Source organism: Pedobacter miscanthi (genome assembly GCF_032678605.1).
Taxonomy (GTDB): Bacteria; Bacteroidota; Bacteroidia; order Sphingobacteriales; family Sphingobacteriaceae; genus Pedobacter; species Pedobacter miscanthi_A.
On sequence record NZ_JAVTSU010000009.1, the window covers coordinates 43,905 to 69,511 of the forward strand.

General features: G+C 36.8%; 20 protein-coding genes. 2 read left to right on the top strand and 18 right to left on the bottom strand.

Going from position 1 to position 25,607, the window contains the following annotated elements:
- Positions 1-73: 73 nt before the first annotated feature.
- Both gmd and R2R28_RS14480 read right to left on the bottom strand, forming a co-directional pair.
- Positions 74-1,210, bottom strand: a complete 1,137-nt coding sequence (gmd, locus tag R2R28_RS14475; RefSeq protein WP_316826603.1) for a GDP-mannose 4,6-dehydratase — start codon at positions 1,208-1,210, stop codon at positions 74-76.
- A gap of 309 nt (positions 1,211-1,519) precedes the next feature.
- Positions 1,520-2,803: a nucleotide sugar dehydrogenase gene (locus R2R28_RS14480; RefSeq protein WP_316826399.1), complete on the bottom strand. Its 1,284-nt coding sequence runs from the start codon at positions 2,801-2,803 to the stop codon at positions 1,520-1,522.
- Between the two features lie 224 nt (positions 2,804-3,027).
- Here R2R28_RS14480 and R2R28_RS14485 point away from each other — a divergent pair, with 224 nt between their 5' ends.
- Positions 3,028-3,252, top strand: coding sequence for a hypothetical protein (locus R2R28_RS14485; RefSeq protein ID WP_316826400.1), 225 nt, complete (start codon positions 3,028-3,030; stop codon positions 3,250-3,252).
- A gap of 123 nt (positions 3,253-3,375) precedes the next feature.
- Here R2R28_RS14485 and rfbA read toward each other — a convergent pair whose 3' ends face one another.
- The 8 genes from rfbA to R2R28_RS14525 form a co-directional block, all read right to left on the bottom strand.
- Positions 3,376-4,236: a glucose-1-phosphate thymidylyltransferase RfbA gene (gene rfbA, locus R2R28_RS14490; protein WP_316826401.1), complete on the bottom strand. Its 861-nt coding sequence runs from the start codon at positions 4,234-4,236 to the stop codon at positions 3,376-3,378.
- 60 nt (positions 4,237-4,296) lie between these two features.
- Entirely contained in the window at positions 4,297-5,157 is an 861-nt protein-coding gene (gene rfbD, locus R2R28_RS14495; protein WP_316826402.1) for a dTDP-4-dehydrorhamnose reductase, read from the bottom strand.
- Positions 5,154-5,702 carry a dTDP-4-dehydrorhamnose 3,5-epimerase gene (rfbC, locus tag R2R28_RS14500; RefSeq protein WP_316826403.1) on the bottom strand — a complete coding sequence of 183 codons (549 nt, stop codon included), beginning with the start codon at positions 5,700-5,702 and terminating at the stop codon, positions 5,154-5,156. Before rfbC ends, rfbD begins: the two co-directional genes overlap by 4 nt.
- On the bottom strand, positions 5,702-6,754 hold the full coding sequence (gene rfbB / locus R2R28_RS14505; RefSeq protein ID WP_316826404.1) for a dTDP-glucose 4,6-dehydratase: 1,053 nt from the start codon (positions 6,752-6,754) through the stop codon (positions 5,702-5,704). The genes rfbC and rfbB overlap by 1 nt, the downstream gene beginning before the upstream one ends.
- 1,015 nt (positions 6,755-7,769) lie before the next feature.
- The gene (locus R2R28_RS14510; protein ID WP_316826405.1) at positions 7,770-8,843 is read right to left on the bottom strand and encodes a relaxase/mobilization nuclease domain-containing protein; all 1,074 of its coding nucleotides are present in this window, start codon (positions 8,841-8,843) and stop codon (positions 7,770-7,772) included.
- Between the two features lie 33 nt (positions 8,844-8,876).
- A complete protein-coding gene (locus R2R28_RS14515) occupies positions 8,877-9,260 on the bottom strand; it encodes a plasmid mobilization protein (protein ID WP_316826406.1) in 384 nt (127 codons plus the stop codon).
- 1,169 nt (positions 9,261-10,429) lie between these two features.
- A complete protein-coding gene (locus R2R28_RS14520; protein WP_316826407.1) occupies positions 10,430-11,527 on the bottom strand; it encodes a hypothetical protein in 1,098 nt (365 codons plus the stop codon).
- Between the two features lies 1 nt (position 11,528).
- The gene (locus R2R28_RS14525; RefSeq protein ID WP_316826408.1) at positions 11,529-12,344 is read right to left on the bottom strand and encodes a sigma-70 family RNA polymerase sigma factor; all 816 of its coding nucleotides are present in this window, start codon (positions 12,342-12,344) and stop codon (positions 11,529-11,531) included.
- 422 nt (positions 12,345-12,766) lie between these two features.
- Here R2R28_RS14525 and R2R28_RS14530 point away from each other — a divergent pair, with 422 nt between their 5' ends.
- Entirely contained in the window at positions 12,767-12,976 is a 210-nt protein-coding gene (locus R2R28_RS14530; protein WP_187592085.1) for a helix-turn-helix transcriptional regulator, read from the top strand.
- 1,178 nt (positions 12,977-14,154) lie between these two features.
- Here the strand turns inward: R2R28_RS14530 and R2R28_RS14535 are convergent.
- The 8 genes from R2R28_RS14535 to R2R28_RS14570 all read right to left on the bottom strand — a co-directional run bounded on the left by R2R28_RS14535 (position 14,155) and on the right by R2R28_RS14570 (position 25,278).
- Complete coding sequence (locus R2R28_RS14535) at positions 14,155-14,718, bottom strand: DUF3109 family protein (RefSeq protein WP_316826604.1); 564 nt, start codon at positions 14,716-14,718, stop codon at positions 14,155-14,157.
- Positions 14,719-14,720: 2 nt separating this feature from the next.
- A complete protein-coding gene (locus R2R28_RS14540; RefSeq protein ID WP_316826605.1) occupies positions 14,721-15,494 on the bottom strand; it encodes a DUF3108 domain-containing protein in 774 nt (257 codons plus the stop codon).
- Between the two features lie 105 nt (positions 15,495-15,599).
- The gene (locus R2R28_RS14545) at positions 15,600-16,115 is read right to left on the bottom strand and encodes a DUF2480 family protein (protein WP_316826409.1); all 516 of its coding nucleotides are present in this window, start codon (positions 16,113-16,115) and stop codon (positions 15,600-15,602) included.
- A gap of 65 nt (positions 16,116-16,180) precedes the next feature.
- Positions 16,181-18,262 (bottom strand): SurA N-terminal domain-containing protein, encoded by a 2,082-nt coding sequence (locus R2R28_RS14550; RefSeq protein ID WP_316826410.1) that lies wholly within the window; start codon positions 18,260-18,262, stop codon positions 16,181-16,183.
- Between the two features lie 351 nt (positions 18,263-18,613).
- Complete coding sequence (locus R2R28_RS14555) at positions 18,614-19,615, bottom strand: DUF4302 domain-containing protein (RefSeq protein ID WP_316826411.1); 1,002 nt, start codon at positions 19,613-19,615, stop codon at positions 18,614-18,616.
- Between the two features lie 18 nt (positions 19,616-19,633).
- Positions 19,634-20,500: a substrate import-associated zinc metallohydrolase lipoprotein gene (locus R2R28_RS14560; RefSeq protein WP_316826412.1), complete on the bottom strand. Its 867-nt coding sequence runs from the start codon at positions 20,498-20,500 to the stop codon at positions 19,634-19,636.
- A gap of 1 nt (position 20,501) precedes the next feature.
- The gene (locus R2R28_RS14565) at positions 20,502-21,956 is read right to left on the bottom strand and encodes a RagB/SusD family nutrient uptake outer membrane protein (RefSeq protein WP_316826413.1); all 1,455 of its coding nucleotides are present in this window, start codon (positions 21,954-21,956) and stop codon (positions 20,502-20,504) included.
- 10 nt (positions 21,957-21,966) lie between these two features.
- Complete coding sequence (locus tag R2R28_RS14570; RefSeq protein ID WP_316826414.1) at positions 21,967-25,278, bottom strand: SusC/RagA family TonB-linked outer membrane protein; 3,312 nt, start codon at positions 25,276-25,278, stop codon at positions 21,967-21,969.
- Positions 25,279-25,607: the final 329 nt, after the last annotated feature.

The following is a 25,607-nucleotide window of genomic DNA, read 5'->3' on the forward strand; positions in this document are numbered from 1 at the left end:
AGTAGATTAAATCAGACAAATAGTCGAAGTGATCTCTTCATAAATAAGTTTATAGCTAACCTCAGGTAAAAGGTTATTCAAAATAGTTTAAAGTCTTAAATCCGCCTTCTTTTAAATATTCATTCTTTTTCATTAAATGAAGATCTGAAGTTATCATATCCTTAACTAAAGCAGCCAGATCATATTTAGGCTCCCATCCCAACTGCGTTTTAGATTTGGTTGGATCGCCCAACAACAAATCGACTTCTGTTGGCCTGAAATATTTAGGATCTACCTGCACAATTGTGCTACCTAAAAATAATTTATCACTTTTCAATCCATTTTGTGCCAAAGTTTCTTCATCTAAACCAATAATTACCCCTTTTTCGTTTTCATCTTTTCCAGAAAATTCGATATCAATACCTAACTCAGCAAAACTCATACGTACAAAATCACGAACAGTGGTGGTAATACCTGTAGCTATAACGAAATCTTCTGGTTTTTCTTGTTGTAAAATTAACCACATGGCTTCAATATAATCTTTTGCATGCCCCCAATCTCTTTGAGCGGATAAATTACCGAGATAAAGACATTTTTGTAGACCTAAAGCAATTTTAGCAGCAGCCCTGGTAATTTTCCGGGTAACAAAGGTTTCGCCTCTTAACGGGCTTTCGTGATTAAATAAAATACCATTGCAAGCAAACATGTTATACGCCTCACGGTAATTTACGGTGATCCAATAAGCATACATCTTAGCAACAGCATATGGCGAGCGTGGATAGAAAGGCGTAGTTTCACTTTGTGGAACAGCCTGAACCAAACCATATAATTCTGAAGTACTGGCTTGGTACACCCTGGTTTTTTTGGTTAAACCCAAAATACGTACGGCCTCTAAAAGTCTCAAGGTCCCAATGCCATCTGCATTGGCAGTATACTCAGGCATCTCAAAACTTACATGCACATGGCTCATTGCCGCAAGGTTATAAATTTCATCAGGCTGTATTTCCTGAATAATACGGATTAGGTTAGTAGAATCAGTTAAATCACCATAATGCAATTTGAAATGCACATCTTGCTCATGTTGGTCCTGATAAAGGTGATCAATTCGATCAGTATTAAATGATGATGAACGCCTCTTTAACCCGTGTACGAAATAACCTTTTTTTAGCAGAAACTCCGCCAAATAAGCTCCATCTTGTCCTGTAACACCTGTAATTAAAGCAACCTTCATATTCATTGATAATTTTTATAAGTTACAAACATACAGAATAATTTATTTGGTTGATAAGCGATTTTAAAATGGTGACTGGCTTTATTACGCCCTTAAGCAGGAAACGTTGATCATTACCCATTCTTCTTACCAAGCTCACACTAGCCAGGCCCTTTGCTATTTTAGACATTTCCTCATATCCGCCATTTTTATATTGTTTGTTTACCTTTTAGGTAATAAATGGGTAAAGAATAGGTAACCCTGGGGTTAACCTGGTAGCAACAAGGGATAAAGAACAGGTACAGAAGGGGTAAACAAATATCAGCAATATTATAGCCTTGCATCTGCCAAATCCCTGTTGATGAAGGATTTCGTATCGAAAATAATTGATCCTTTTGCTTTAAAACCAGCGTAATCGATATGTAAGAATTGCTGGTGAGCTACTGCTAAAATAACCACATCATAATACTCAAAGTCATCATTTTTAATCATTTGAATATTATATTCTGCTTTCACTTCAGCTGCATTGGCCCATGGATCATACACATCAACCTGCATACTAAAAGAGACAAGTTCTTTATAAATATCAATCACTCTAGTGTTTCTGGTGTCAGGGCAATTCTCTTTAAACGCAAAACCCAAGATGAGTGCTTTAACTCCATTAATGACCTTATCTTTGGCTACTAACATTTTGATCACCTTATTGGCCACAAACATCCCCATGTTATCATTTACCCTTCGGCCAGATAGGATTACTTCTGGCTTGTAGCCCAATGACTCCGATTTATGTGCCAAATAATAAGGATCTACTCCAATACAATGACCGCCTACCAAACCTGGTTTGTAATTAAGGAAATTCCATTTGGTAGCAGCAGCAGCCAATACATCAGCTGTGTCAATGTTCATACGATCGAAGATTAAAGCCAATTCATTGACAAATGAGATATTGACATCTCGTTGAGCATTTTCGATGGCTTTTGAAGCTTCTGCAACTTTAATACTAGGCGCTAAATGAGTCCCTGCCGTAATAATTGACGCGTAAAGTTGGTCAACCTCCTCTGCAATAACAGGAATAGAGCCCGATGTTACTTTTTTAATTTTAGTAAGTGTGTTGATCTTATCGCCAGGATTAATCCTCTCTGGCGAATAACCACAGAAAAAATCGTTATTATATCTTAAGCCTGAAATTTTCTCTAAAACAGGCACGCAATCTTCTTCGGTACAGCCTGGATAAACCGTAGATTCATAAATCACAATATCCCCTGTTTTGAGCACAATGCCCAACATTTTACTGGCAGCAAGCAAAGGTTCTAAATCTGGTCTTTTAAGATGATCAATAGGGGTTGGAACGGTAACGATATATATCGTACAAGCTGTTAGATCAGGTAAGCTCGAGCTTAAAGTTAAGCCATTATCACTATTTGCTGAATTGCACACATTTTTCAAGTCGTTCAGATTGGCTTCATGTGTACGGTCTACCAATCGATTTAATTCAGCCACACGACTTTCATTGGTGTCAAAACCAATTACTTTATATTTTTTAGCAAATTCTATTGCAAGTGGCAATCCGACATAACCTAAACCTATAATGGCAATTTGCTTTTTTTTATTCATTTCTCTTTCGGTGATGGGGCAAAGATAAGATAAGATAAATCAAGAATGCTTTAATTGTGCTTGATTCAATGCTGGCAATCTTTTTACCACAAAGCACACAGAGAAAAAAGCACAAAGCACACAGAGTCGGAGCAGCGTAATGTTTAAATGAATCTTACATTTTTATGTGCATCTGTAAAGATTCTTCGCTGCGCGATAATTGACGTTAGTCTATAATGTTTAAAATGAGCGCATTATGCAAGATGTACGTTTCCAGCCAGCTAGGCCTTAGCATCATTTCCCCGTTCTACGTAATCCGTCCTAACAAATTTTTCGGTGCCTACTATTCAAGCCATACCACTGACTTCGAAAGAAAAATTTTCAGCTGGTGGTTTTTGTTTCTTTTTGGCAGCAAAAAGAAAGAGCCCATCGGCGGCGGCGAGCCGAGGAAAGACTGTGCGGATGGATAACGTCACTAATATTGATTTTTATACAATAAATTATCCCTCAGGATGACAGAGCATAAAAATAAAATCGCCAATAAAAACATTTGTATTTATCGGCGATTAATAAGGATAATATGCTAAACAGGATTACTTAATCTGTTTCAACAAGTAACTACCATACCCACTTTTAACCAAAGGGGTGGCGATAGCTTTAAGCTGCGCTGCATTGATAAAACCCATGCGATAAGCAATCTCTTCAATACATCCGATTTTTAAACCTTGTCGCTCTTCTATGATCTGTACAAATTGTCCTGCTTGCATTAAAGAGGTGAAGGTTCCCGTATCTAACCAAGCCGTACCTCGGCTCAATACACCTACTTTTAATTTACCCCTTTCTAAGTAAATCCGGTTTACATCGGTAATTTCGTATTCACCTCGTGAGGAAGGTTTAATATTCTTTGCAATTTCGACTACCTCATTATCGTAAAAATACAATCCAGGTACTGCATAATCTGATTTTGGCTGAAGTGGCTTCTCTTCAATGGAAATGGCTTTTTTATTAGCATCAAACTCCACTACGCCATAACGTTCAGGATCTGCTACCTGATATGCAAATACCACACCGCCGTCAGGGTCTGAACTGGCCTGTAATAATTTTGCCATTCCATCACCATGAAAAATATTATCACCTAACACCAGTGCTACTTTATCTTTACCTATAAACTCTTCACCAATTACGAAGGCCTGTGCTAAACCATTAGGCTCAGCCTGTACTGCATAGCTAAACTTACAGCCCAGTGAAGCCCCATCACCTAATAATTTCTCGAAATTAGGCAAATCGTGAGGGGTAGAGATAATGAGGATTTCTTTTATACCAGCCAGCATTAGGGTTGATAAGGGATAATAAATCATCGGTTTATCGTAAACCGGCATCATTTGCTTACTACAAGCCAAAGTTAAGGGGTGCAAACGTGTTCCGCTGCCACCAGCTAAGATTATACCTTTCATATTAGATTTGAGATTTGAGACATTAGATTTGAGTGAATACTCAAGCTAACAACTTATTATTTATCTATTATTAATTTGTTTTATACATTCTGCCAGGCTATCTCTCCAATAAGGGATTTCCAAATTAAAAGTTTCTTTTATTTTAGTTTTATCCATTACCGAAAATGCCGGACGGGTAGCTTTAGTTGGATAAGCAGATCCTGGAATGGGATTTACTTTAACACTTGTTTCATTGATATCAAAAATTGCTTTAGCAAAATCAAACCATGAGGTTACGCCTTCATTACTATAGTGATATATGCCATAAGCTTTTGAGGAACTAGCAATCACATCAAAAATAGAATTTGCCAAATCAATGGCATAAGTTGGTGTACCCACCTGATCGGCAATAATATTAAGCTCATCTCGTTCAGCGCCAAGCTTTAACATCGTTTTTACGAAATTATTGGCATATTCAGAATATAACCAACTGGTACGAATAATGAAATACGCAGGTAGTATTGAAGCAACAGCTTTTTCACCATCCAATTTAGTTACTCCGTAAATATTGATCGGCCTAGCTTCATCTTCCTCTTTAAGCAATTTCACTTCATTTCCTTCAAAAACGAAATCGGTAGAAATATGTACAAGTGCTACGTCATTGGCCAAACAAGCCGAGGCAAGATAAGCTGCGCCAGTTTCATTAATGGCTTTAGCTAAACCAACCTCATCTTCTGCTTTATCAACTGCGGTATATGCTGCGCAGTTGATTACATAAGCAGGATTTTCTTTTGCTAAAAGAGTATTTAAACCACTCTCATTTAAAATATTGGCATCTTGCTCAGCAGGAAAAACAATTTCTATAATTCCCCTTCGTTCTGCAACTACTTTTAAACACTGGCCCAATTGCCCGCCAGCACCAATAACTAATATTTTACTCATATATGCTGTAAATCGGAAAAAGGTTTTAGAAGCAGGTCTTTATCCGATATGGCCTTATCTTTTTCTGGGATTAACCAATCGATATTCAAATCCATATCGTTATAGATTACCCCAGTTTCTGAAGCTTTATTGAAAAAATTATCACATTTATATAAAAACTCAGCGGTTTCACTTAATACTGAAAAGCCATGAACAAATCCCTTGGGAATATACAGTTGCAATTTATTTTCAGCACTTAAACGTACTGCAATATGTTTACCATATGTTGGTGAGCTCGGGCGTACATCAACGGCAACATCCAATACTTCACCTTTGGTTACCCGCACCAGTTTTGCCTGTGCAAACTCTCCTATTTGCGCATGTAAACCACGGATCACACCATAAGAGGAGGAAGATTGATTATCCTGAACAAACCTTCCTGATAAACCTGTTTTTTCTTCAAAAGTATTTTGATTAAAACTTTCGAAAAAATATCCCCTTGGATCTTCAAATACCCTCGGTTTAATAATCAAGCAGTCTTTTAATCCTGTTTGTTCAATTTCCATTATTTATTGCTGTACTGCTGTTCGTAATACGATTGATAATTGCCAGAAGTTACATTGTTTAACCAGTCTTCATTTTGTAAATACCAGTCGACCGTTTTGGCTAAACCTTCTTCGAACTGTAAACTTGGTACCCAATCTAATTGATTTTGCAACTTACTAGAATCAATAGCATAACGTAAATCATGGCCTGCACGATCGGTTACGTATGTAATAAGTTTAGCTGAATCCCCAGGTTCACGACCTAGTTTTTGATCCATGATCGTACAAAGTAAATTGACCAAGTCGATATTTTTCCACTCATTATGTCCACCAATATTGTAGGTATCCCCAGTTTTCGAATTATGGAAAATCACGTCGATTGCCCTTGCATGATCTTCTACCCATAACCAATCGCGAACATTTTCACCTTTACCATAAACAGGAACAGCTTTATTATTTTTGATATTATTAATGGCTAGTGGAATCAGTTTCTCTGGAAAATGATGCGAGCCATAATTGTTAGAGCAATTAGAAATCACGCAATCCATACCATAAGTATCATGATAGGCTCTTACAAAGTGGTCGGAACTTGCTTTTGACGCTGAGTAGGGGCTATGTGGATCATATGCAGTGGTTTCAGTAAACATACCTTCCTCACCCAAGGCTCCATAAACCTCATCAGTACTTACATGGTAAAAACGTTTTTTATCGTAATCACCTTTCCAATACTCGCGGGCAGCGTTTAATAAATTTACAGTTCCAATTACGTTGGTAATCACAAAAGCTGTTGGATCAGAAATAGAACGATCTACATGGCTTTCTGCCGCCAGGTGGATTACTGCATCGAAGTTTTCTGTTTTAAACAGATCAAACATCGCGTTAGCGTCTGTAATATCTTCTTTTACAAATCTATAATTTGGTTTATTTTCAATATCGGTTAAATTAGCCAGATTACCCGCATAGGTAAGTTTATCTAAATTAACGATTTCATACCCGGGATAGTTATTAACAAAACGGCGAACTACATGAGAGCCAATAAAGCCCGCACCACCAGTGATTAAGATTTTTTTCACAGTTATTAAATGATTTTCAATTCGCTAAAGTAAGTTAGATTTCATTGAATTACAACTAATTTTTGGTAATCATGATTACTAATTTTCCTACCGCAACTAAACTTCAACGACAAACTAAAAACTATTTAATTAATTTTCAGTATTAAAAAGCAATCCTGTTGTCCTTAATAAGGAATAAATATGTTATAATGGACGAATTCAAGTAAATTAACTTTATAACTATGTCAACCTGATAAACCTGACACATAAGTACTTTTCTTTTGTTCACAACACATTTTATTTCTTTTGGACTAATGCCTCACAGCTATTTCTCAGATGAAAAGATTCCCAGCGATGATGAAAAATTAAATTAATACTTTTCTTCATCTAAAATTAACCTCTTTTAGTAAGTACTCTTAAAAATTCTTCACGAAAAATAAAAGAAATCAAGCAGCTAATTTTGACGATATCAATTTACAAGCCGTATTTTATTTATTTGCTATCCACTTTATTATATAAGGCCCGGGTACCAATATCCCATAATACTGTGGAGATTTATAATTTGCCATTAAAACCAACGAGACGGGACATTCCTCGAATCATATTTGTACGAAGCATCGAGTTTATTATGATCATTTCTTTACAAGCAACCTTTTTTTTATGGTTTCGAATTGGAGACACTATTCATAAAACATTCAATTAAAAACACAGAATTACAGTAAAGACCTACCCTAAAAAAATAGTTTTATCATACCTAAAGTTGCTGAACTATTCTGATACCCTCCAAAAAGACTGAGAAAATCAAATAAAAGTACAAATTTATTATTCACAAAATCAAATATGCTATTGATCACAGGTTTCCTTCCTGCCTGGAAGAATGATGGTTTACATTTTATCTTTTACTACAATTAGAACAAAATTGAACTAAACTATGATTAAGATTAAAATTAGATTTATGTCTCATTAGTTATTCGCTGATTAATCACGGTAAACGCATCTTGGGGATATTACTCAAGTAGTGCATCGTACAGAGATATTATCTTCCCCTCCTTGCCATTTTGTTTTCTGAATCAAACGCTCCACCTGACATCTTCACCGCCAGGTTGGGCACATTGTTAGGTTGATATCGTTTTTGATCGTCATAAAATATTATCCTATCACCCTGAAAAAATCCTTCGGGACGAACTAACGGCCTGACCAGGCGCTTAAAATCAAGGATCTCGCTTCCGTCGTAAACCCTCTTTGTACGATGATTGATCAAGGTGAAGCCGATAACATCCCCGCCCTTGGTATGATAAATGATATCAATATTTAACTTCTCTCGGAACGCCTCTGAAAGATCGGATTTATAGTTTTTCCTTAGATAAGAATGCCAGAAAGAAGGGTGGCGGACGGGCGTGCCGGAAACAACCTTCAAAGAGAGCTCAATTGCCTGTTTAAGTGCACTGACTTCAACACTGTTATGTTTATAGCTTTTTATGATATTATTTATAACGTTCAGATCTACCTTTCGAATTGATCTCGAGTGCCTCACCATATAGAGGGTTGTAGCTCTAATGTAAGCCGAATACCCCATAGTCTTTAATAGAATAGTGAACTGATCTAGTGTTGTAAATTGATAAGTAATTGCTTTTGAATAATCCATCTCAGCCTGGGCAACGGGATCAAAGCCTATAAGCTGGTGTAATGCCAGAGATGCTCTCAATTTTTCATAGCGGGATTCAACAGATTTTCTGTTTTTACACACCCTTACTGAAACAATGTGTACATGATTATTGGTATTATCATTATGAAAATAAATCAGGTGGGGATTATTTGCGTAACCCATTTTTTCGAGCCAAAGCCCAGCAATATGCGTTAACTGACGTTTATCATATGAGTGGCCTTTAGCCATTATAACTGCATGAAGCTGCTTGTTTTTAACTTTTGGGTTAAGCGCCCCAATCATCCGCAGGTAAGACCTATAATCCGAGGGCTTAGGCTTATCCAATACTGATAGCGATTGGAAGTTTTTAACACACATCAGCTCGGCCTTTCCTGCGGACACTTTGTCTGCATTATATTTAATTGCCGCAAACCGGCTATTGGATGAAAGAAACTGAACTATCATGATTTCGGATCTAAATAAAAACTGAACTTGTAATTAATTACTGCCAATAAGCTTAATTAATTTTTTCATGCATTTCCCTATATTATATTGTGATTCATAACACTTGGCGACCAAAGAAATTAATTCATTCATATAATATTTATCGGTCGGTGATTCGACAGCGCATTTTTGCACGAAATTTCGAATGGCCAGGGTCGAGGAACCCGACTCGACAGCAACGCGATCCATCCACTCGACCAGATGAGCTGAGTCAAGTAAAAGATGTGCCCTTTTATCAAATATTAATCTCCGGATATATTCGGACATCGTAACGCCGAGCTTTGAGATTTCTTTTTTCATCTCGGTGTACTCTTTATCTGTCATACAGCATATTGCTTTTCGGTTTCGCAATTCATTAACTTTATATGGTTTCTTCATAAAACTCTTTTTTACTAAGAACCGAACCTGAAGCCCGGTCAACGCTAATGAAATTCGCCATCATTTTTCATATTTATTGACAATACCCATAACAATACCTAGATATTTTAAAGATATTTCACATCATTCACGATACTGAGCTACCTTGACTAACAAGCTATGTACTCATTAAGCTTCCTGGTTGGCCTACGGTATTGCTGTCTATAATCCCGTACTTCAGATCGTATCTGGAGTATCTACGCCTGATAGAAATGAGGGACTTTGAAACCGAAGCAGTGACTCATTAAAGCCAATCAATCAGCAACCGCTGGTTGCGCTCTTCTTAGAGCTTAAATTGGTGGAAAAGCTGGCGATCAAGATGGTAAGGAGCAGTGCAAATAGGAATGAAAGTAAAAAGCCAGTATTGGGATCTAGTGTTGAAATAATCATAGAAAGACTTGCAGACGAAGAAATTTTGCAGGAAATCCATCAACCTTATATTGATTAGTTATAGGCCAAAGATGAAATATTCCCTTATTAGAAATAAAAGTTCAGGATGACATTGACAGTAAAGCCATTAGCAAAGTAAACTGCCTAACAAAAAACATACATCCTTTCAGATGCCGATAACATTAGAACGGGAACCCACTCATAAAGCTGCTGTCTTACTTTTGTTTCACTCTAAGTAAAATAATTATGCCACATGTCTCCCGCTGTTCCTGCTTTTCGCAAATAGGGAATAGGTTTTCCGATAAAACCCAACTCAAATGCATCGGTCCTAGGGTAAATGTGATCCAGGCAACGACCGTTCCGGAATATCATTTTTTGGGATCGGTGATACGTTATCAAACGCTGACATGAAACCCGCCATTGCATGCCTTATCTATAGGCTCGTGAGCACATGGATGTCTCACCCTACGGTTCTGCAAAAAACCTCTTTTTATCTTATGATCATTTATATGTCTGCTTGTGCCGCATTATGGCCGAACTTCTGCAGCATAAGTACCCGTCGGTATCATATTATAACATATATACCCTGATGCTTTACAAACTATTCTCTATTCGAACGCAGTTTAACATCGAATGTTCTCTCTTTCTTACATGAGCTCGCCATTGCAATGCCCTTTCTATTGGGCTTGTGAGAACATATATGTCTCACCCTGTGGTTATGCAAATAACCTCCTTATTGTTTATTCTGTGATTACCTGGATACCTGCCAATTCTGCCTTGTAGTTGATCTTTTCTTTTAAGTTGTAATAGCTCCAGTTCTGTAGCAGGTAAGGGTCTTCCTTTGCCATTTCCTCTTTTTCCTCCTGATTAACAAGCAGGAGTGTTGCAGCGCCGTGCTTTACGCAGAAATCGATCAACATCCTGCTGTAAAGGTGCAGCTTCTGATCGACGTAGCGTTTTTCCATGTGCCTGTAATCCTCCACACTTTTCATCTTTCTCTTTCTCCCGTGACCGCTGCTGTTGAAGGGCACAGCCTTTTTGACCCTGTTGACTGCTGCCTTTATGGCCATCCTGCGGTGGAGGAACTCTTCCCTGTTGCCTATCACACGTTCATGTTGCCCGATCTTGACCGTTACCGGATGTTCAATGGAAAGTGATGCCTCGGCAATAATCGCAGGATCAAGGGCATGCTGTTCTTTCTCTACCGGTACGGATGCGAGCAGGAATATTTTTCCTTTGTCCAGTTGTATCTGGCTTGCACGGAGTTTTAACGTGCCGTTGATCATCCGTTCGAATATCTTTTTTTTGCCCGACCTGTCTTTCCCGAGGTAGGTCTTGAAAGGGATCTGAAAAAGCCTGAAGGTAAAGTCACGGTTGTCGGCCGTTCTTGATAGTCTGCAAATGATTTCTGCGCCAAAGGGCAGCGGTATATTATGCTTATAGTTCCTGAGGGATTTCTCACCTCTCCAGTAGGCATCCTTTTCCTGGTTGAAATAGGCAATCAAGGTATTATTGAGGTTGCTCAGGATATTGGTGGGTATCTGACCCTTGAAATGATCGGACAGCAAGCGATAGGTGGTATTCTGCCGGGAGGATTTTAGTATCCCATTTTCCTCCTTTTTAACGTCGGCGATCTTGAGCTTGATGTCCTCTGTCAGGTAGAAAAAGTCCTTGACCCTTTCCTGTATGAACTGATGGCTCATTATCATGTTGGCCGCACGGTAGCAGATTGATTGCCAACCGTACAGCTGTCCTATTGTCTGCCTGACTGTTTCCTTATCACTGGAATCGATCCGCAGCTGTATTTTACGGGTTACGATCATCATGTTCTTTTCCATATCACCTTTTTCTGCTTTTTTTGATTCTGAGCGAAGCGGCGGCGAAGGCCCTCTGTATATATCCCTGATCGAGGTTTAATGCTACCGCGATCTGACTGAAACTATACTGTAGCTCGTAGCGCATATTGAGGATTTTAGATTCTTCTTCGCTCACTTCGCCCTCAAAACTGAACTTAGTGGTCTTTTCCAGTTTATTGAAATTCGCTGCATCGCTGATAACTGCTTTCAGGTATTCAAGCGTGCGCTCCACCTTTCTTGCTACCTGATAATCGGAGATGCCACCAATGTGCCAGGCCATGCGAGGGTAATCAAATGAATATTTTATACATAGCCGAATAAATAGCTGTTGATCAGGACTGAGATTGGGCAGAACGGCCTCAATCCTCTCCCATTGCTTTTTTTCTTCATCGAGTGGTTCATGATGATAGATGACATTTTCTTCCCAGTCAGAGTCCGGATTGTACCCAACCTTAAACTCCTGATAGTTTTCAATTTCATCCAATCTAAGCATATTGCGCTGGAAACTGTTAGCGTTAGTTTTGTAATATGCCCTGCAACCTTCAGCAGTCACTTTTGTTAAGAAGGTTTCGATATGTTCAATGCAGGTAATGTTTTGACGGCATAGCCAGAGCCGGAGGAAGGCTTCGCTTACTATGCAGTCCGCACTGATATCATCTTTGATGTACCTAAAGCTATAATAGTATATGGAGGAATATAACCTTTTATAGAAAAATTCAAGTCCCCTTTCATTTCCCTCCTTAAACTCGGCGAAATATTTTTTCTGATTCGGTATGGATGAAACCCTGGTTGATTGCATGCTGGCATTATTTAATTTTTATAAATAAGCCTGAACAAAGTATTTACCAATTAAAATAGGGCTGGTAACCCACTTAGTTCGTTGCAGCATGGTTCTGGTAAACCGCCAAACCTTTCGGAATGGATCTCAACAACAGACATAAGCGAGCACCAGCCCTATTCTTACATAGGGTGGCAATGCTACACTTACGCTCGCTGAGATTAAATTTACCAGATTTAGCTGCGAGGCTCGTATGCAATCCTTCTAGTTCTCGGAATGCAAAAGTATAACTTTAATTTATTATCATTTTTATCAAAAATAACAATAAATAATGTAAAAGCAAAATTAAATAATTTAAAAACATAATTAATTAACTTTTTACATTAATTTTAAGGCTTAATCAATAATTTTCTGAATCTTATATTTGTTTTACTACAGCTACAATGAGTAAGACAATCTATAATCGCATCAAGTCGGTATTAGCCGAGAAAGGAAAAACAAATAAAGATTTAGCTGATGCTCTAAATATAGCTCCTGAAACTGTTTCGAGTTGGTGCACGAACTCAGCTCAACCTTCAGTAAAAAGATTGTTTGAGATAGGTGAATACCTTAATACCGAACCTAGGGATTTATTGATTTCAATTAAAAAATGAAGTACCCTTGATAAAAATCTAAATTAATTAGCATTAATATTTATTACCTATCGATTTAGGACTTTTAGTATTTTTTAATTTGTTACTCCAGCTGCTAATTTTGATAATAGTTTTATCCAACTTCATCTTGTCCTTTTCCGATATTTATTTTCTCAATTTTGCTTTTTCTTAAAAGCCAAGGTAGCCACATTGAGTTTAATGGTCAGCTCCTGATCATACAGGGAATTTGCAGGACCTCTTTTTTTGTATTGTCAGTACCAAAAGCAACAACATCACGCCATTTCCGTAACATATCGAAATGCTCGGGTAAACCTGCAATATAAATTAAATAAGGCATCCTGAAATGTTAGTGGGTTTACGATTTCATCATTATCAAGATTTAAGACCCTGCTTTTTGGTTGTTTTTTTATTAGTTTTTTTATGACCTTGATTAACTGAATAATTAAATATGTTCCTATTTATGGATGCTGACTAAATCGAAGGGCGCGCTTGCCCGAGACTGCTGTGAAAGTCGATATTTCGCGGCCTCCGCCTGCAACAAATCAATTTTTCATTAAACATAGTTCTCGCAAATTCAAAAAAGGACAATAAAACCTGATACAAGTCTTCTGCATCCATCTTACATATATAGCAAACCCCTCTTTGTAGCATGCGCTGGAATAACTTTTTGTCATCAGCTTAAAAAGACTTCCATTCTTCCATATGGAAAGTAATAGTTTATATGATTTCTCAGAAAATGAGTTGCATAGGCACAATAATAGGCTAAGGTTATAGAATTCGGAACGATAGCCTAAGTGGGCTTGGCTAAGGCAGATACAGCCTTGCTCAGCAGCCTATTATCAATATTATACAGGAGGGAACGGAAAGAAAAATTGTTGAAAGAGTCAATTTAAATAAAGAAAAGTACGATAAATAATTGGAGAAATTTTTTAGGACAAAATATAATTCTCGCACTAATCTTTCATACGCTACCCTTATTTATCGTTCGACCATTAAATAACTGATTCCTGAATTGTTATAGACATGATATTTCGATTGAATAAATAGGCATTACCATTTAATTGAGGCAACTTAAACTTCATAAGGCTAATCAACACATAAATTTATAAGGCAATTTTATAAATGCATGATAAGTAAAAGATCATACCAAGAAACTGCAATTACAATTCAATAAGCTCTTACATCGCAGCCACAGAACTCTCAAGTTCTTTATACCACTCTTCTCCATACTTCCGGATGAGTGGCCCTTTTAAAAAACTATATACAGGTACTTTAAGCTCACGGCCGAAGGTGCAGGCATCATGACAGATATGCCAGCGATCGTAATTCAACACATCAAACTCAGGGTATTTGGTAATGCGGATAGGGTAAAGGTGACAGGAAATTGGTTTCTGCCACTCAACTATTCCTTGCTCGTAGGCTTTTTCGATAGCGCATTTGGTAATGCCTCCTTCAAAAAGCACATAAGCACACTCTTTATTTTTATCAACACAAGGGGTGGTTAAATCGCCATCTTCATCAACAACGTAAACACCTTGTTCTTCAATAGCTTTAATGCCTTTTTCGTTTAAAAGGTGTTTGATTTTCGGATAAATCCCTTCCAGGATACCTTTCTCATCATTATCCAGGGGTGCACCAGAATCACCTTCCACACAACAGATCCCCTTGCACTTGCTTAAATTACAAACAAAGTTTTCTTTCAACACATCTTCGTGTACCAACACCTGTTCAACTTCTATCATCATTATTCTTTTGCTAAAGCGTATTTAAGGCCATCGGCCGATTTTAATTCCATGGTTACTGCACCCACCAATATCTCAACCTGAGCCTTTACCGGTACGCGGTTTCCATCGTCGGTTACCCAAAGGTACAACCTGCTGTCTTTTTTAAAGATTCTACCCGGTTTAATTGACGGGCTAAATTTCAAGCAGCGGATACTCCCCAATTTACTCTTCACCGTTTCTTTACCTACGTATTCAACTTCAAGGGCCGAAATTTCATCACCCAGGAAATAGTTCAGTTTAAACTTATCGCCCACTTTAATTTTACTGATGTCGAGGCTCCGGGCAAAATAATAGGCCGAAACAAGGTCAAAAGTCTGGTTTGTTGGTGTAGTAAATGTTCCCCTGTTCGATACTACCTTTTTCGCACCCTGTGTAAAACGTGCTTTATCCTGACGTTTGTAGCTCGCTTCACGGATATTTTCCTGGTAGAAGTAAGGCAACAGGTCAGTTTTATCAATATACGAATCGTAATGGTCTCTTATTTTATAGAAAATATCAAAAGTACCCGATGTCTGTGCATCCACCGTAAGTTTATACGTTGGCTTGTTATCAAACTTTAAATCAGAATTGGTTACTTTAATGGTGGCTTCTGCCGCGGTAATAAAGCCGTATCTCAATTTATATTGTAAAACTTCACCTTCCTGAAAAACAGCATCCTTCTTCAGGGGAAGTTCCTGAGCCATTGCAAAAATGTTGCATAAGCTAGCCGTAACGGTTATCAATATCTTTTTCATTGCTCTTGTATTCATTTGTGTGTGTGATTGAGAAAGAATCAGGCTTCTTTAGAATCCGGTCAAATTCCTTTTCACTATGAAGATATACAAAAAGCAAACCAAAATTTAATCTTTTCGCTTATATACAGGAACGGTAGAGCACGGCTCGCCAAACATGATGCTTTTTACCACAGGGGTAAGCAGGTTGGTGATTTCTACATAAGCTGAAACCGGTACGTCAATATCGCCACATCCTTTTACCACTACACGCTCATTGGCATATTCTTGCGGATTAACTTTAGACAGCGCTTTGGTAAATAAAACAGCTTCTAAAGTATCCAGACCACCAAATACCACTTCATTAGCATAAGGCTTTAATTTATTGGCCAATAACATGTAAGCCCAGGTAGGAACAATGGCATCTGCGGAGCAGGTAATGGCTACATTTTTATCCTGGTATTGTGCCCAGTCATGATCTTTAATAAAGGCCCTGAAATCTTTTTCCCTCAGCATTAAGCCGTGAAAGAGATTATCTACAATATCATACACAACTCTTTCGCCTTTATGATAAAAGTCTTCGAGGTTTAAGGTGATTAAACCGCTGCTGGCAACTTTATTAACGATGTTCTCTTGAATTTCCATGGTCTTAAATAAAAAAACCGTTCCGATGACAGATCGGAACGGCTACAAAATTACGTATTTTCTAATTAATAGAATTTCACGCGATTGTCTTTTATCTTTGCATTTTCCTGTAAGGCCTGGAAAGCTGATCCTAATGAACGCTGACCTAAGCTTAACAACATGCTTTCTTTTTGTTTAAACATATTGGCAATAGGAGCCGGGCTTGTAAATCCATCTACAGTAAATACATATACACCACGCTCACCTTGAACAGGAGCAGATACTTTACCTGGCTGTGAACCAAATACACTACCTACTAAAGCATTTTCTTGTGCAACACCTGGAATTACAGGGTTAGCAAATACTACGTTCTGTACTGGATTAACCGGACGGGCAACTTTAGCCGCAACCTGATCTAAGTTTGAACCAGCATTAGCAAATTTCTCTTTCAATTGTTTTGCTTTAACTGCATTGATTACCATTGGTTCGATTTCTTTTTTCACATCAGCCAATGACAAGATACCTTTAGGGCTAATATTAGTTAAACGAGCCACTACATAAGCATTACTCATGGTATAAATTTCTGGTAACACATCACCTTTATCTGCAACATAAGCATCCTGGATCAATTTACGTGGGTTATCTAAACCTGCTGCAAATCCTTGTGTTGGTGCTACCTTATCAGCCACACCTACTTTTAATCCTTTTTGAGTTGCCAATTTGCTAAAATCATTACCTTTTACATCAGCTAAGAAACTGCTCGCTGCTTTGTAAGCTGCTGCCTGGGTTTTACTACTTGCTGTTAAGGCTTTTTCTACGTAAGCCAATTTAGCCACTTTAGAAGAACCAATGTGTTTTTCGATTTTGAGGATGTGATAACCGTATTGTGATTTTACCACTTTTAGATCTCCAGGTTTACCATCAAATGCTGCATTTTCAAATTCAGGCACCATTTGTCCACGAGAGAAAGTTGGCAATTCACCACCTTTATCTTTAGAACCATCTACGCTATAATTTTTAGCCAGTTCAGCAAAATTGCCTCCTTTTAAAATTAATGTTTTTAATGAGTCAGCTAATTTAGCTGCTTTATCTTCGCCACCTACTTTAGTCGGGTCGATTAAAATGTGGCTTGCTTTTACCGAATCAGGAGAGATACGGGTTGCAACCACTTTTATAATTTTGTATGAGTTACCGGTTAATTTCGGGCCATAAAAGCTGCCTGCAGGTAAAGCGAATACTGCCGAATCAACTGCAGGGTCTAATTTACCTTTAGTAAGATAAGTGAATGGTATTTTAACTTCTGAATTGATCGCAGCAAAAAGTGAATCGTTTTTAGCCACCTGAAAATCAGCCGCAATTTTATCAACCTGAGCTTTAATTGCTAATGAATCTGCTTTATTCGGACTGATGCTGAAAGTTACGTATTCGAAAGCACGGGTTTCTTGTGGATTGTTGAAACGTGCTTTGTTCTGATCGTAATATTCAGAATAATCACCATCAGTTAATTTAACTGATTTATCCGGAATAGACGCATAATCTAAACTTACATATTTAAAATTAGCCAGTTTGTTACGGTTGTTATATTCATCGGTAGCTTCTAATGAAGTTACATAAACCGAATTACGGATCAAATTAGAATATTTGGTCTGTAAAGCCTGATTTTTAATTTCTTCCTGCAACATTGTAGATTGTTGTAATGCCTGAGGCTCTTTTGATTTTAAAAAGTTCATCAAGGTTGCACGGTCTACCTGTCCGGTTTGAGGGTTAGAGAAATATTGTTTGATCAATGGGCTAGGGTTTTGGCCTTGCAATAAATCCAACAATTCATCTTCTGATACGGTTAAGCCTAAACGATCATATTCTTTGGTTAACAAAACTTTAGCAAGCTCTGCATTCCAAGCCTGATCTACAGCCATAGCGGTCATCTGTGCATTTGCACTACCGCCATATTGTTGTTTCATTTGGTTTACACCTTGATCAACTTTTGGTCCGAACTCGTCGATATTGATATCGTTACCATCAATAGATCCTACAACTTTTTGATTTGCCGACCAAAAAGGTTTACCCACGTTAATTGCATCACCTACTAAAAATGCAACAATTGCAAAACCGATAGCGAAGACTAGGATGTAGCCCGCACGGTTACGCAAAAATGTCATTAATCCCATATTGTAATTATAAATTTATTTAGTTCTTTTTTAAGAGGGCGCAAGATACAAATTTGGATTAAAAAAGAAAATACAAAATTTTATTTATCAAGTGTTTAATTTTTAAGGTAATAGAAGCCGAAATATTTGAAATTATTAGATGCTAAAACCTTTTTACCAAAGTTGATGATGCCAAAAGAATTTACCGGTTAACTATCGCAAAAGAAAAAAGCTGTTGCTTTAACTGAATTGGCCTAAATAAAAAGTCAATTGTGGCTTCTTATTTATTTTAGACTTCATTTAAGCAGATATCCAAAAAGTTAAAAAGGCTCATCCCTTACAGGATGGGCCTTTTTGGAAAACGGCAATAATTTATTGTATCGTCATTTTAGCACTAACAGATTCTTTTCCGTCTTTATCATAAGCAACAAAATCCATTGCGATAACAGCAGTTGCTGTATTGTTACTTCTAGTAATATTGGTCAGAATTAAGTAGTGCGTTTTTATTCTATTTATTAAGGTGTTTGCGTCATTTACATAGGAAGCAGCTCCAGTATAATAAGGAACTAAATCTATTCCATTATTTCCAGTCGCAGCCCATACTGTTCCAGTTGGTGCAGTACTACTATTTGTTATAATGAATGGGTACAATGATATGGCTGGTTTCGCTGAAACATTTACAAAGGGGTCCCATGTTTTCAAAGCAGCAATATTTCCTGCACTTTGAATGCCAAATGACAAATTAGCCGTCTGGGTGGTATTGTCGGCATATGTTAGTGCTAAAATAGCTGGTCTATTAACCACACCTACTCTCCAGGTTGTATTTTCCAAATCAAATTGTAAATTTTTATCTATCCAATCCCAATTTGCAGGGCGTTTAAATAATTTATAAACCACGCCGCCCTCTGGCTTATAAACCCCACCACTGCGATAACCTCTTATTTCTATACTTTCATCGCTAACACTTATCACTTTAAATATGTGGTCTGTAATATCAGAATATTTGGAGCCTACTTTAAATAAGCTGGTTATATCAGAGCCTGTAGTAAATGTTAACAGAATACTTCCGGTACCGTCTTCTATTTCGAAATAGCTTGGTGTAACTTCAGATTGTCTGTATATTGATCTTGTTATAACGGTATTTTTTGTTGTATCAAATTTCATTATTACCGGTACATAAGCAGAACTGGCTGTGCTTTTAACCATCATTACCCAACCATTTGGAGCACTATGCAAGGCTTTTTTTAAAGCCTGTTTATTTTGGGCTGTTATTAATTTACTTTCTGTAATTGAACCATTTACAACATCTTTTTCGCAAGATATAAAGACAACGGCTAGTAGAAAATAAAAACAAATTATTGATTTATTTTTCATCTTATCAAATATTTAAAATTAATAATTGGTTCTGTAAACAACAGAATCCAAAACGTCATGAAGTTTGTATAAATCCATTCCCCTGGTGCTGTAAAAATTATCTATGTATCTATATTTAGTTACCAGTTTAGGATTTTTAGTTAATAAAACATCAACATTGGCCTTAGTGCTTCTCGCAATATTTTCAACTGTTGTTGCAAAATCTTCTTCGGGTGCATAGCCTCCATAAGCAGTTGTAAAACCATCTGCATTTGCAGTAGCAAGTGATTTTGAGCTATAACTAGACCCATAATAGGTACCTACTGAAATCCTGTCAAAATCAAATCCTCTTCCGTATTTATGATCTTGCTGATGAGCATGTTCGTGGTATAAAGTAACAATATGATCAAAAAGCCATGCTTTATTGGCCTTATCAAAATTATTTACCCCCCCCATACCCAATCTGTAAAATTGAGCGTTCATACCAGCTCCGGCTGCAGCACCAGCAGTAGTGATGTCATTAAAATGAATAAAACCACCTGCCAGCACAAATTCAATTGGTGTTTCCTTGGAAAAATAAAGTGGAAACTTTTCTTTAAGAGGTTTTAACCAAAACCCAAGCAAAACAATCCTGGTGTAGTTTAGTGCTTTGGTATAATCAGGAGGAGTAAAAAAGGTAGTTCCTGCAATTGTTTGTGGCGAATACTCGTAAATGATCTTTACGCCATAATCTTTATAGATTTGCTCACATAAATAATCAAGCTCATTCCATAGAGGTTTTGGTTTATTGCTAACTGTAAAATAATCAACATTTGGTTTAAATTCTCCTACCGGAGTCTCTGTTTTACAGCTTCCAATAATAAAACTCACTAAAAAAAGTAATATAATCTTTTTAAAATTTTTCATGTTACCTTGGGTTTAATTGTGTTTCTAAAGCAGGGTTTCCAATTCTTGCAGATAAAGGGATTTGTAAAGCGGTCCGTAAGTCGTTACTTTTTAATATCGTACCAGTAGCTGGTAAATACCTGATTAACCTATGCTCTACCTCTATACCTAGCCTCTTTATGTCGTACCATCTCATCCCTTGTCCCAAAAATTCAATCCTTCTCTCTTTTAAAATCAAAGCCAGAATTTGCTCATTGGTTAATCCGGCAGTATTTAAGGCAGTATATGGAGTAAATCTTGTCTTCCTAAGGGCTTCCATATCTGCGATAGCTGCAGCCACATTTGGCGTACTTGCTTTCATGTAGGCTTCAGCTCTATTTATTAATGCTTCCTCTACAGTAAAGCATTCATATCTAGCTGCTGGTACACTTGGTTGATTGTCTTGATGTGCATATTTTAAATACATTGAAACACTGTCGATTACAGTTGCTACACCAAGCATTAATCTCCTTCTATAATCAGTTGTATTCCACAAGGTAGATGAAGCTAATGAATAGTTGTGTGATAGGTAAAATCCCCCCAACCGATATCCAACAGGTAATTCTAAAAAAGTCCCGGTTTGACTTGCCAACAAAATATTTTTATGTGTACTGGGATTCATAAATTCTAATGTAAAGTTGGCATTAGAAGTAGATGTTAATACTGCTAAATCTTTAACATAATCCCGTAATGTTAATCCAGTTTGACTTAGTACATCATTAGAATACTTAATGGTTGCATCCCAGCTGCCTTTATATAAATTTAATCTGGATCCGAATGCATTTGCACTAGCTACACTAAATCTATATGGATTTTTAATCAGAAATGATTCTCCGGCTTTTAATAAGGCTAAGCCTTCTGCAAAATCCTTATCAATCTGATCATAAACTTCCTTTACAGTATTTCTTTTAAATGTTGGCCTGTTGTCTTTTGGAACTTCGGTAATTAATGGAACAGCCAAGTTGTTGCCATTGGTTGAGGGATTATAATGCATTCCAAAAAGATTAGTTAATGTAAAATAGCAATAGGCCCTTAGCATCAACGCTTCCCCTAACACGGCTTTCTTTTGTAACTCATTACCAGAACTCCCCATTACCCCCTCAATCACAATATTTGCCATGTAAATTTTACTGTAGTAGTGAGCATAGGATCTTGAAGGTGTAGCAGTTGCTTCTTCATAATCATCTTTATACATGAAAATGGGTACATATCTGGATACGTTACTAGCTTGCATGGTAGGTGCGTAATGATGAAAATCATCTGTTAAAATATCAGTAAACATATCTTGTCTTTCAGGGTATGCTTTAGTTACCACATCTTCAAAATCTCCTACAGATTTTAATTCCAATCTGTTATCGTAAGGTTTATCTATAAATTTATTGCAGGATAACAATAGTAACACAGGTACTATTGCAGCATATATATATCTTAATTTCATAATTTATTTATTATAGTCCAACAGATAACCTAAGTGAGTATGATTTTGGATTTGGCATAGAAGTACCGCCAGAAAGTAATAAATCAGGATCAACTCCTCTTAACTTTCCACTTGCCCAATAATGAATATTATTTGCAGCAAATGATATTCTGGCCGATTTTATGCTTTTGTTTTTAAGAAGGTTCTGACCAAAGTCATAAGAAAACAAAATCTCACTCAATCTCAGGTTATTACCACTTGCAACCCTTAAATTACTTCTATTGTAGGCCAGCTCATCCATATTTGATATGCTGTTTAAATAAACTGCTTGAATAGGGCTGATTAATGCCGGGATATTGGTGTTGAACTGATCACCTGGCGCGCCATATCTATACTGTAAATCAGCAGAAATTGATGAATTATTGCTATAGTTTCTTTGATAAATTGGCGACATAAAAAGTTTGTGCCCCATAGAGTATGTTAAAAACACCCTCACATCAAAGTTTTTATAAGAAACATTAGTTGCAAATGAACCCGTTGAGGTAGGTTGCCTTGAACCAACATATTCTACCAAAGATCTATCTCTTTCAGATGTAGGAATATTCATAACAGGGGTATTTCCTCTTAAAAAAGTAGGCCTTCCATCGGCATTTAACGCATTATATTTAAAAGCGAAAAGCGCATCAAGCGGATAACCATTAAGTGGGTAACCAGTTGGCCTTGTTATTTGACTCAGAATAGAGGATTCTAATTCTCCATCAGTTACTTTATTTTTTACATAACCATAGATAAAATTAACACTCCATAAAACTTTATCATTATTTAATATATTGTTTATACCTAATAATACATCAACACCTTTATTAGACATATTGGCAAAATTTATTAGTTTGGTTGTAAAGCCCTCTTCTTGAGCTACATTAACACTATTTACAAGGTTTTTATTTTTCCTGTCATAATACTCTGCTGTTAGATTAATCTTACCAAATAAACTTAAGTCGAAACCAACATTAGTAGTATAATCCTTTTCCCAGTTAAGGTTAAAAAGTTCGGGAGAAGTGATATCAATACCTGTTTCACTATTTTCTGTATCTAACCGGTTAATATTAACGTACTGAGCATTTAACATGGGCGAACCCTGATAAGCATTTCCTCGCAATGCATAACTAGCTTTTAGCTTTAACATATCAACTATGTCTCCCGAATTGATTTTCTGAAAAAAGGGTTCTCTTTCAACATTCCACGATACCCCAACGCTATAATTTGGTAAAAACTTAGATCTTGCCAGTTTACCAAACATATTGCTGGTATCAAATCTCATGGCCCCTTCCAAATTATATCTATTTAAATAGTTGTATTGAAAATTACCATAATAACCAACTAATGACTGATCGGTAAAGGATTCGATGTACAATCGATCATCTTCTAATACCGATTTTTGATAAGCTAGATTACTTGGAGAGATGATCTTGCCTCCATAATACATGTAGCCAATCGCTTTAGTATATTTATAATCTGTTCTAAGGCTATTAATATCCATACCTACTAATCCAGAAATACTATGGTTTTCCCATTTTTTGTTCGCGGTAAGCATATTTCTGACATAATAATTAGAAGACATATTACTTCTTGAATATAAAAATCCACCTTTTGGTAAAATTGTTGTTGGAACTGAAAATGGATTGGTAGGATCTTTATAAAGTAAAGTATTTTGACTTCTTAAAACATCATTATAATCTACTCTATGCGCGTTAGACCAGTTAGATCGCTCAGTAATCGTATGATCATATGAAGTATTAGATCTATCTATAGAAAATGTTCCTTCGTATTTTAAAAAGGGAAGTAATTTTACAGTAGGCTTAATCATCAAAGAAACTGTTTGCGATTTCAGTGTATTGAAATTTTCATTCAATTCTTCAACAATGTTAAATGGAGCCAGATTATTTAAATAATACTTATATGATCCATCGTTATTGTAAGGATACATCGCCCTGCTGGTACGCATAGCATATAAAAAAGGGTTTATTTCTGCTTGCCTTGTAACCTCTGAAAAAGATGTACTACTATTTAATGTTCCTGGGGTACGCTGATTTCTGAAATTCCAATTTAAATTGATATCTAAATCTAAAAATTTAGTTAAATTAAATATCGACCTGGCATTTGTAGTAAACCTGTTCATATCGAAACCCACTGACTGCCCGTTATCATTTACATAACTTCCGGATAAATAATATGTATTTTTTTCTCCACCACCTGAAAATGACATATTATATTCTTGCAAAATATTGTTTCTGAACAACACATCAAACCAGTCGGTATTAGCATTTGCAGATCTATCTAATTCAGCATAGGCTTGCTTAAGATTTATATCTCTTAATGCATATTGTCTGTAAGTTTCCGTTAAAGCACCAGTTGAACTTGGCCAATTTGCATTAGCAAAATAGCCCATGTTATACAATTCGTTATAAAACTCCGTTTCCTGATAAGAATCCATCAAGTTGAAATCTTTTGCTTTAGGCTTAATGCCGTAACTCAATGCGGTTGTAAAATTTATATTTCTTTGGTTTTTTTTACCAGACTTGGTTGTAATTGAAATAACTCCATTTGCAGCTCTAGTACCATATAATGATGTAGCCGACCCATCTTTTAGAATTGAAATATCTTCAATATCATTCGCGTTTAAGCCTGCTATTGCAGAACCTAGTAAACTTGCAGGATCGCCAGAATAAAGCTGGCTAACACTTACATTTGCAGGCGATGTTACAGGCACACCGTTTACCACATACAATGGCTCTTGATTTGCACTGATTGATGCATTACCACGAATTCTAATTTTAGGTGTAGCACCAAATGTACCGGAAACATTTTGAACACTTACTCCGGCTGCTGCCCCCTGCAACATTCTAGAAACATCTACAGATCCCGATCTTTCAATATTTTTCATATCTACCTGACTTACAGAACCAGTAAATTTAGTTTTATCGATTTTCTGATAACCTGTTACAATAACCTCATCAAGTTTATTATTACTGCGAAGTACAATTTTCATTGAATTTGTAGCTGCAACTTCATGGCTGGTATAACCAATATAGCTAAAAACCAAAATTGCACCTGCCTGTGAAACTTTAATATTAAAATTTCCATCATTGTTGGTTTGTGCATAATTCTTTGTTCCTTTCTCCGTAACCGTAGCTCCGGGCAATGGCTTTCCACTTTCATCAACAACCTTACCCGTTATGATTACCTGAAACGTTTCGGTATTTAATTTTTTTTCGGGTTCATTTAAAGGGTTAATCAATATCGTTTCGCCTTCGATTTCAAATTTAAAAGGCTGGTTGGTCATTGCTATGTTTAGCGTTTCAGTAATCGAAGCATTATTTACTTTTAAGCTAACCGTGTTTGCCTTGCTAAGCAAATCGGTATTATAAATAAGCTTGTAATTACTCTGTTTCCTGATTTCCTGCAAGACCGAATTTAGGGTTGCATTTTTTACATCGAGTGTAATTTTTTGAGAAAAGGTTTTAGCAGAGATGTGCAAGCTTGCAATAAGGATTAAAACTGCTGTTAGTTTCATGGTTAGTGAAAATTTGGAGATCGTTCTTCCCGCGCGCCCATAATTCTGCTGTAGGCAGAGCAATAGCTTGCGCTGAATATTTAAATTCATACTTTTGT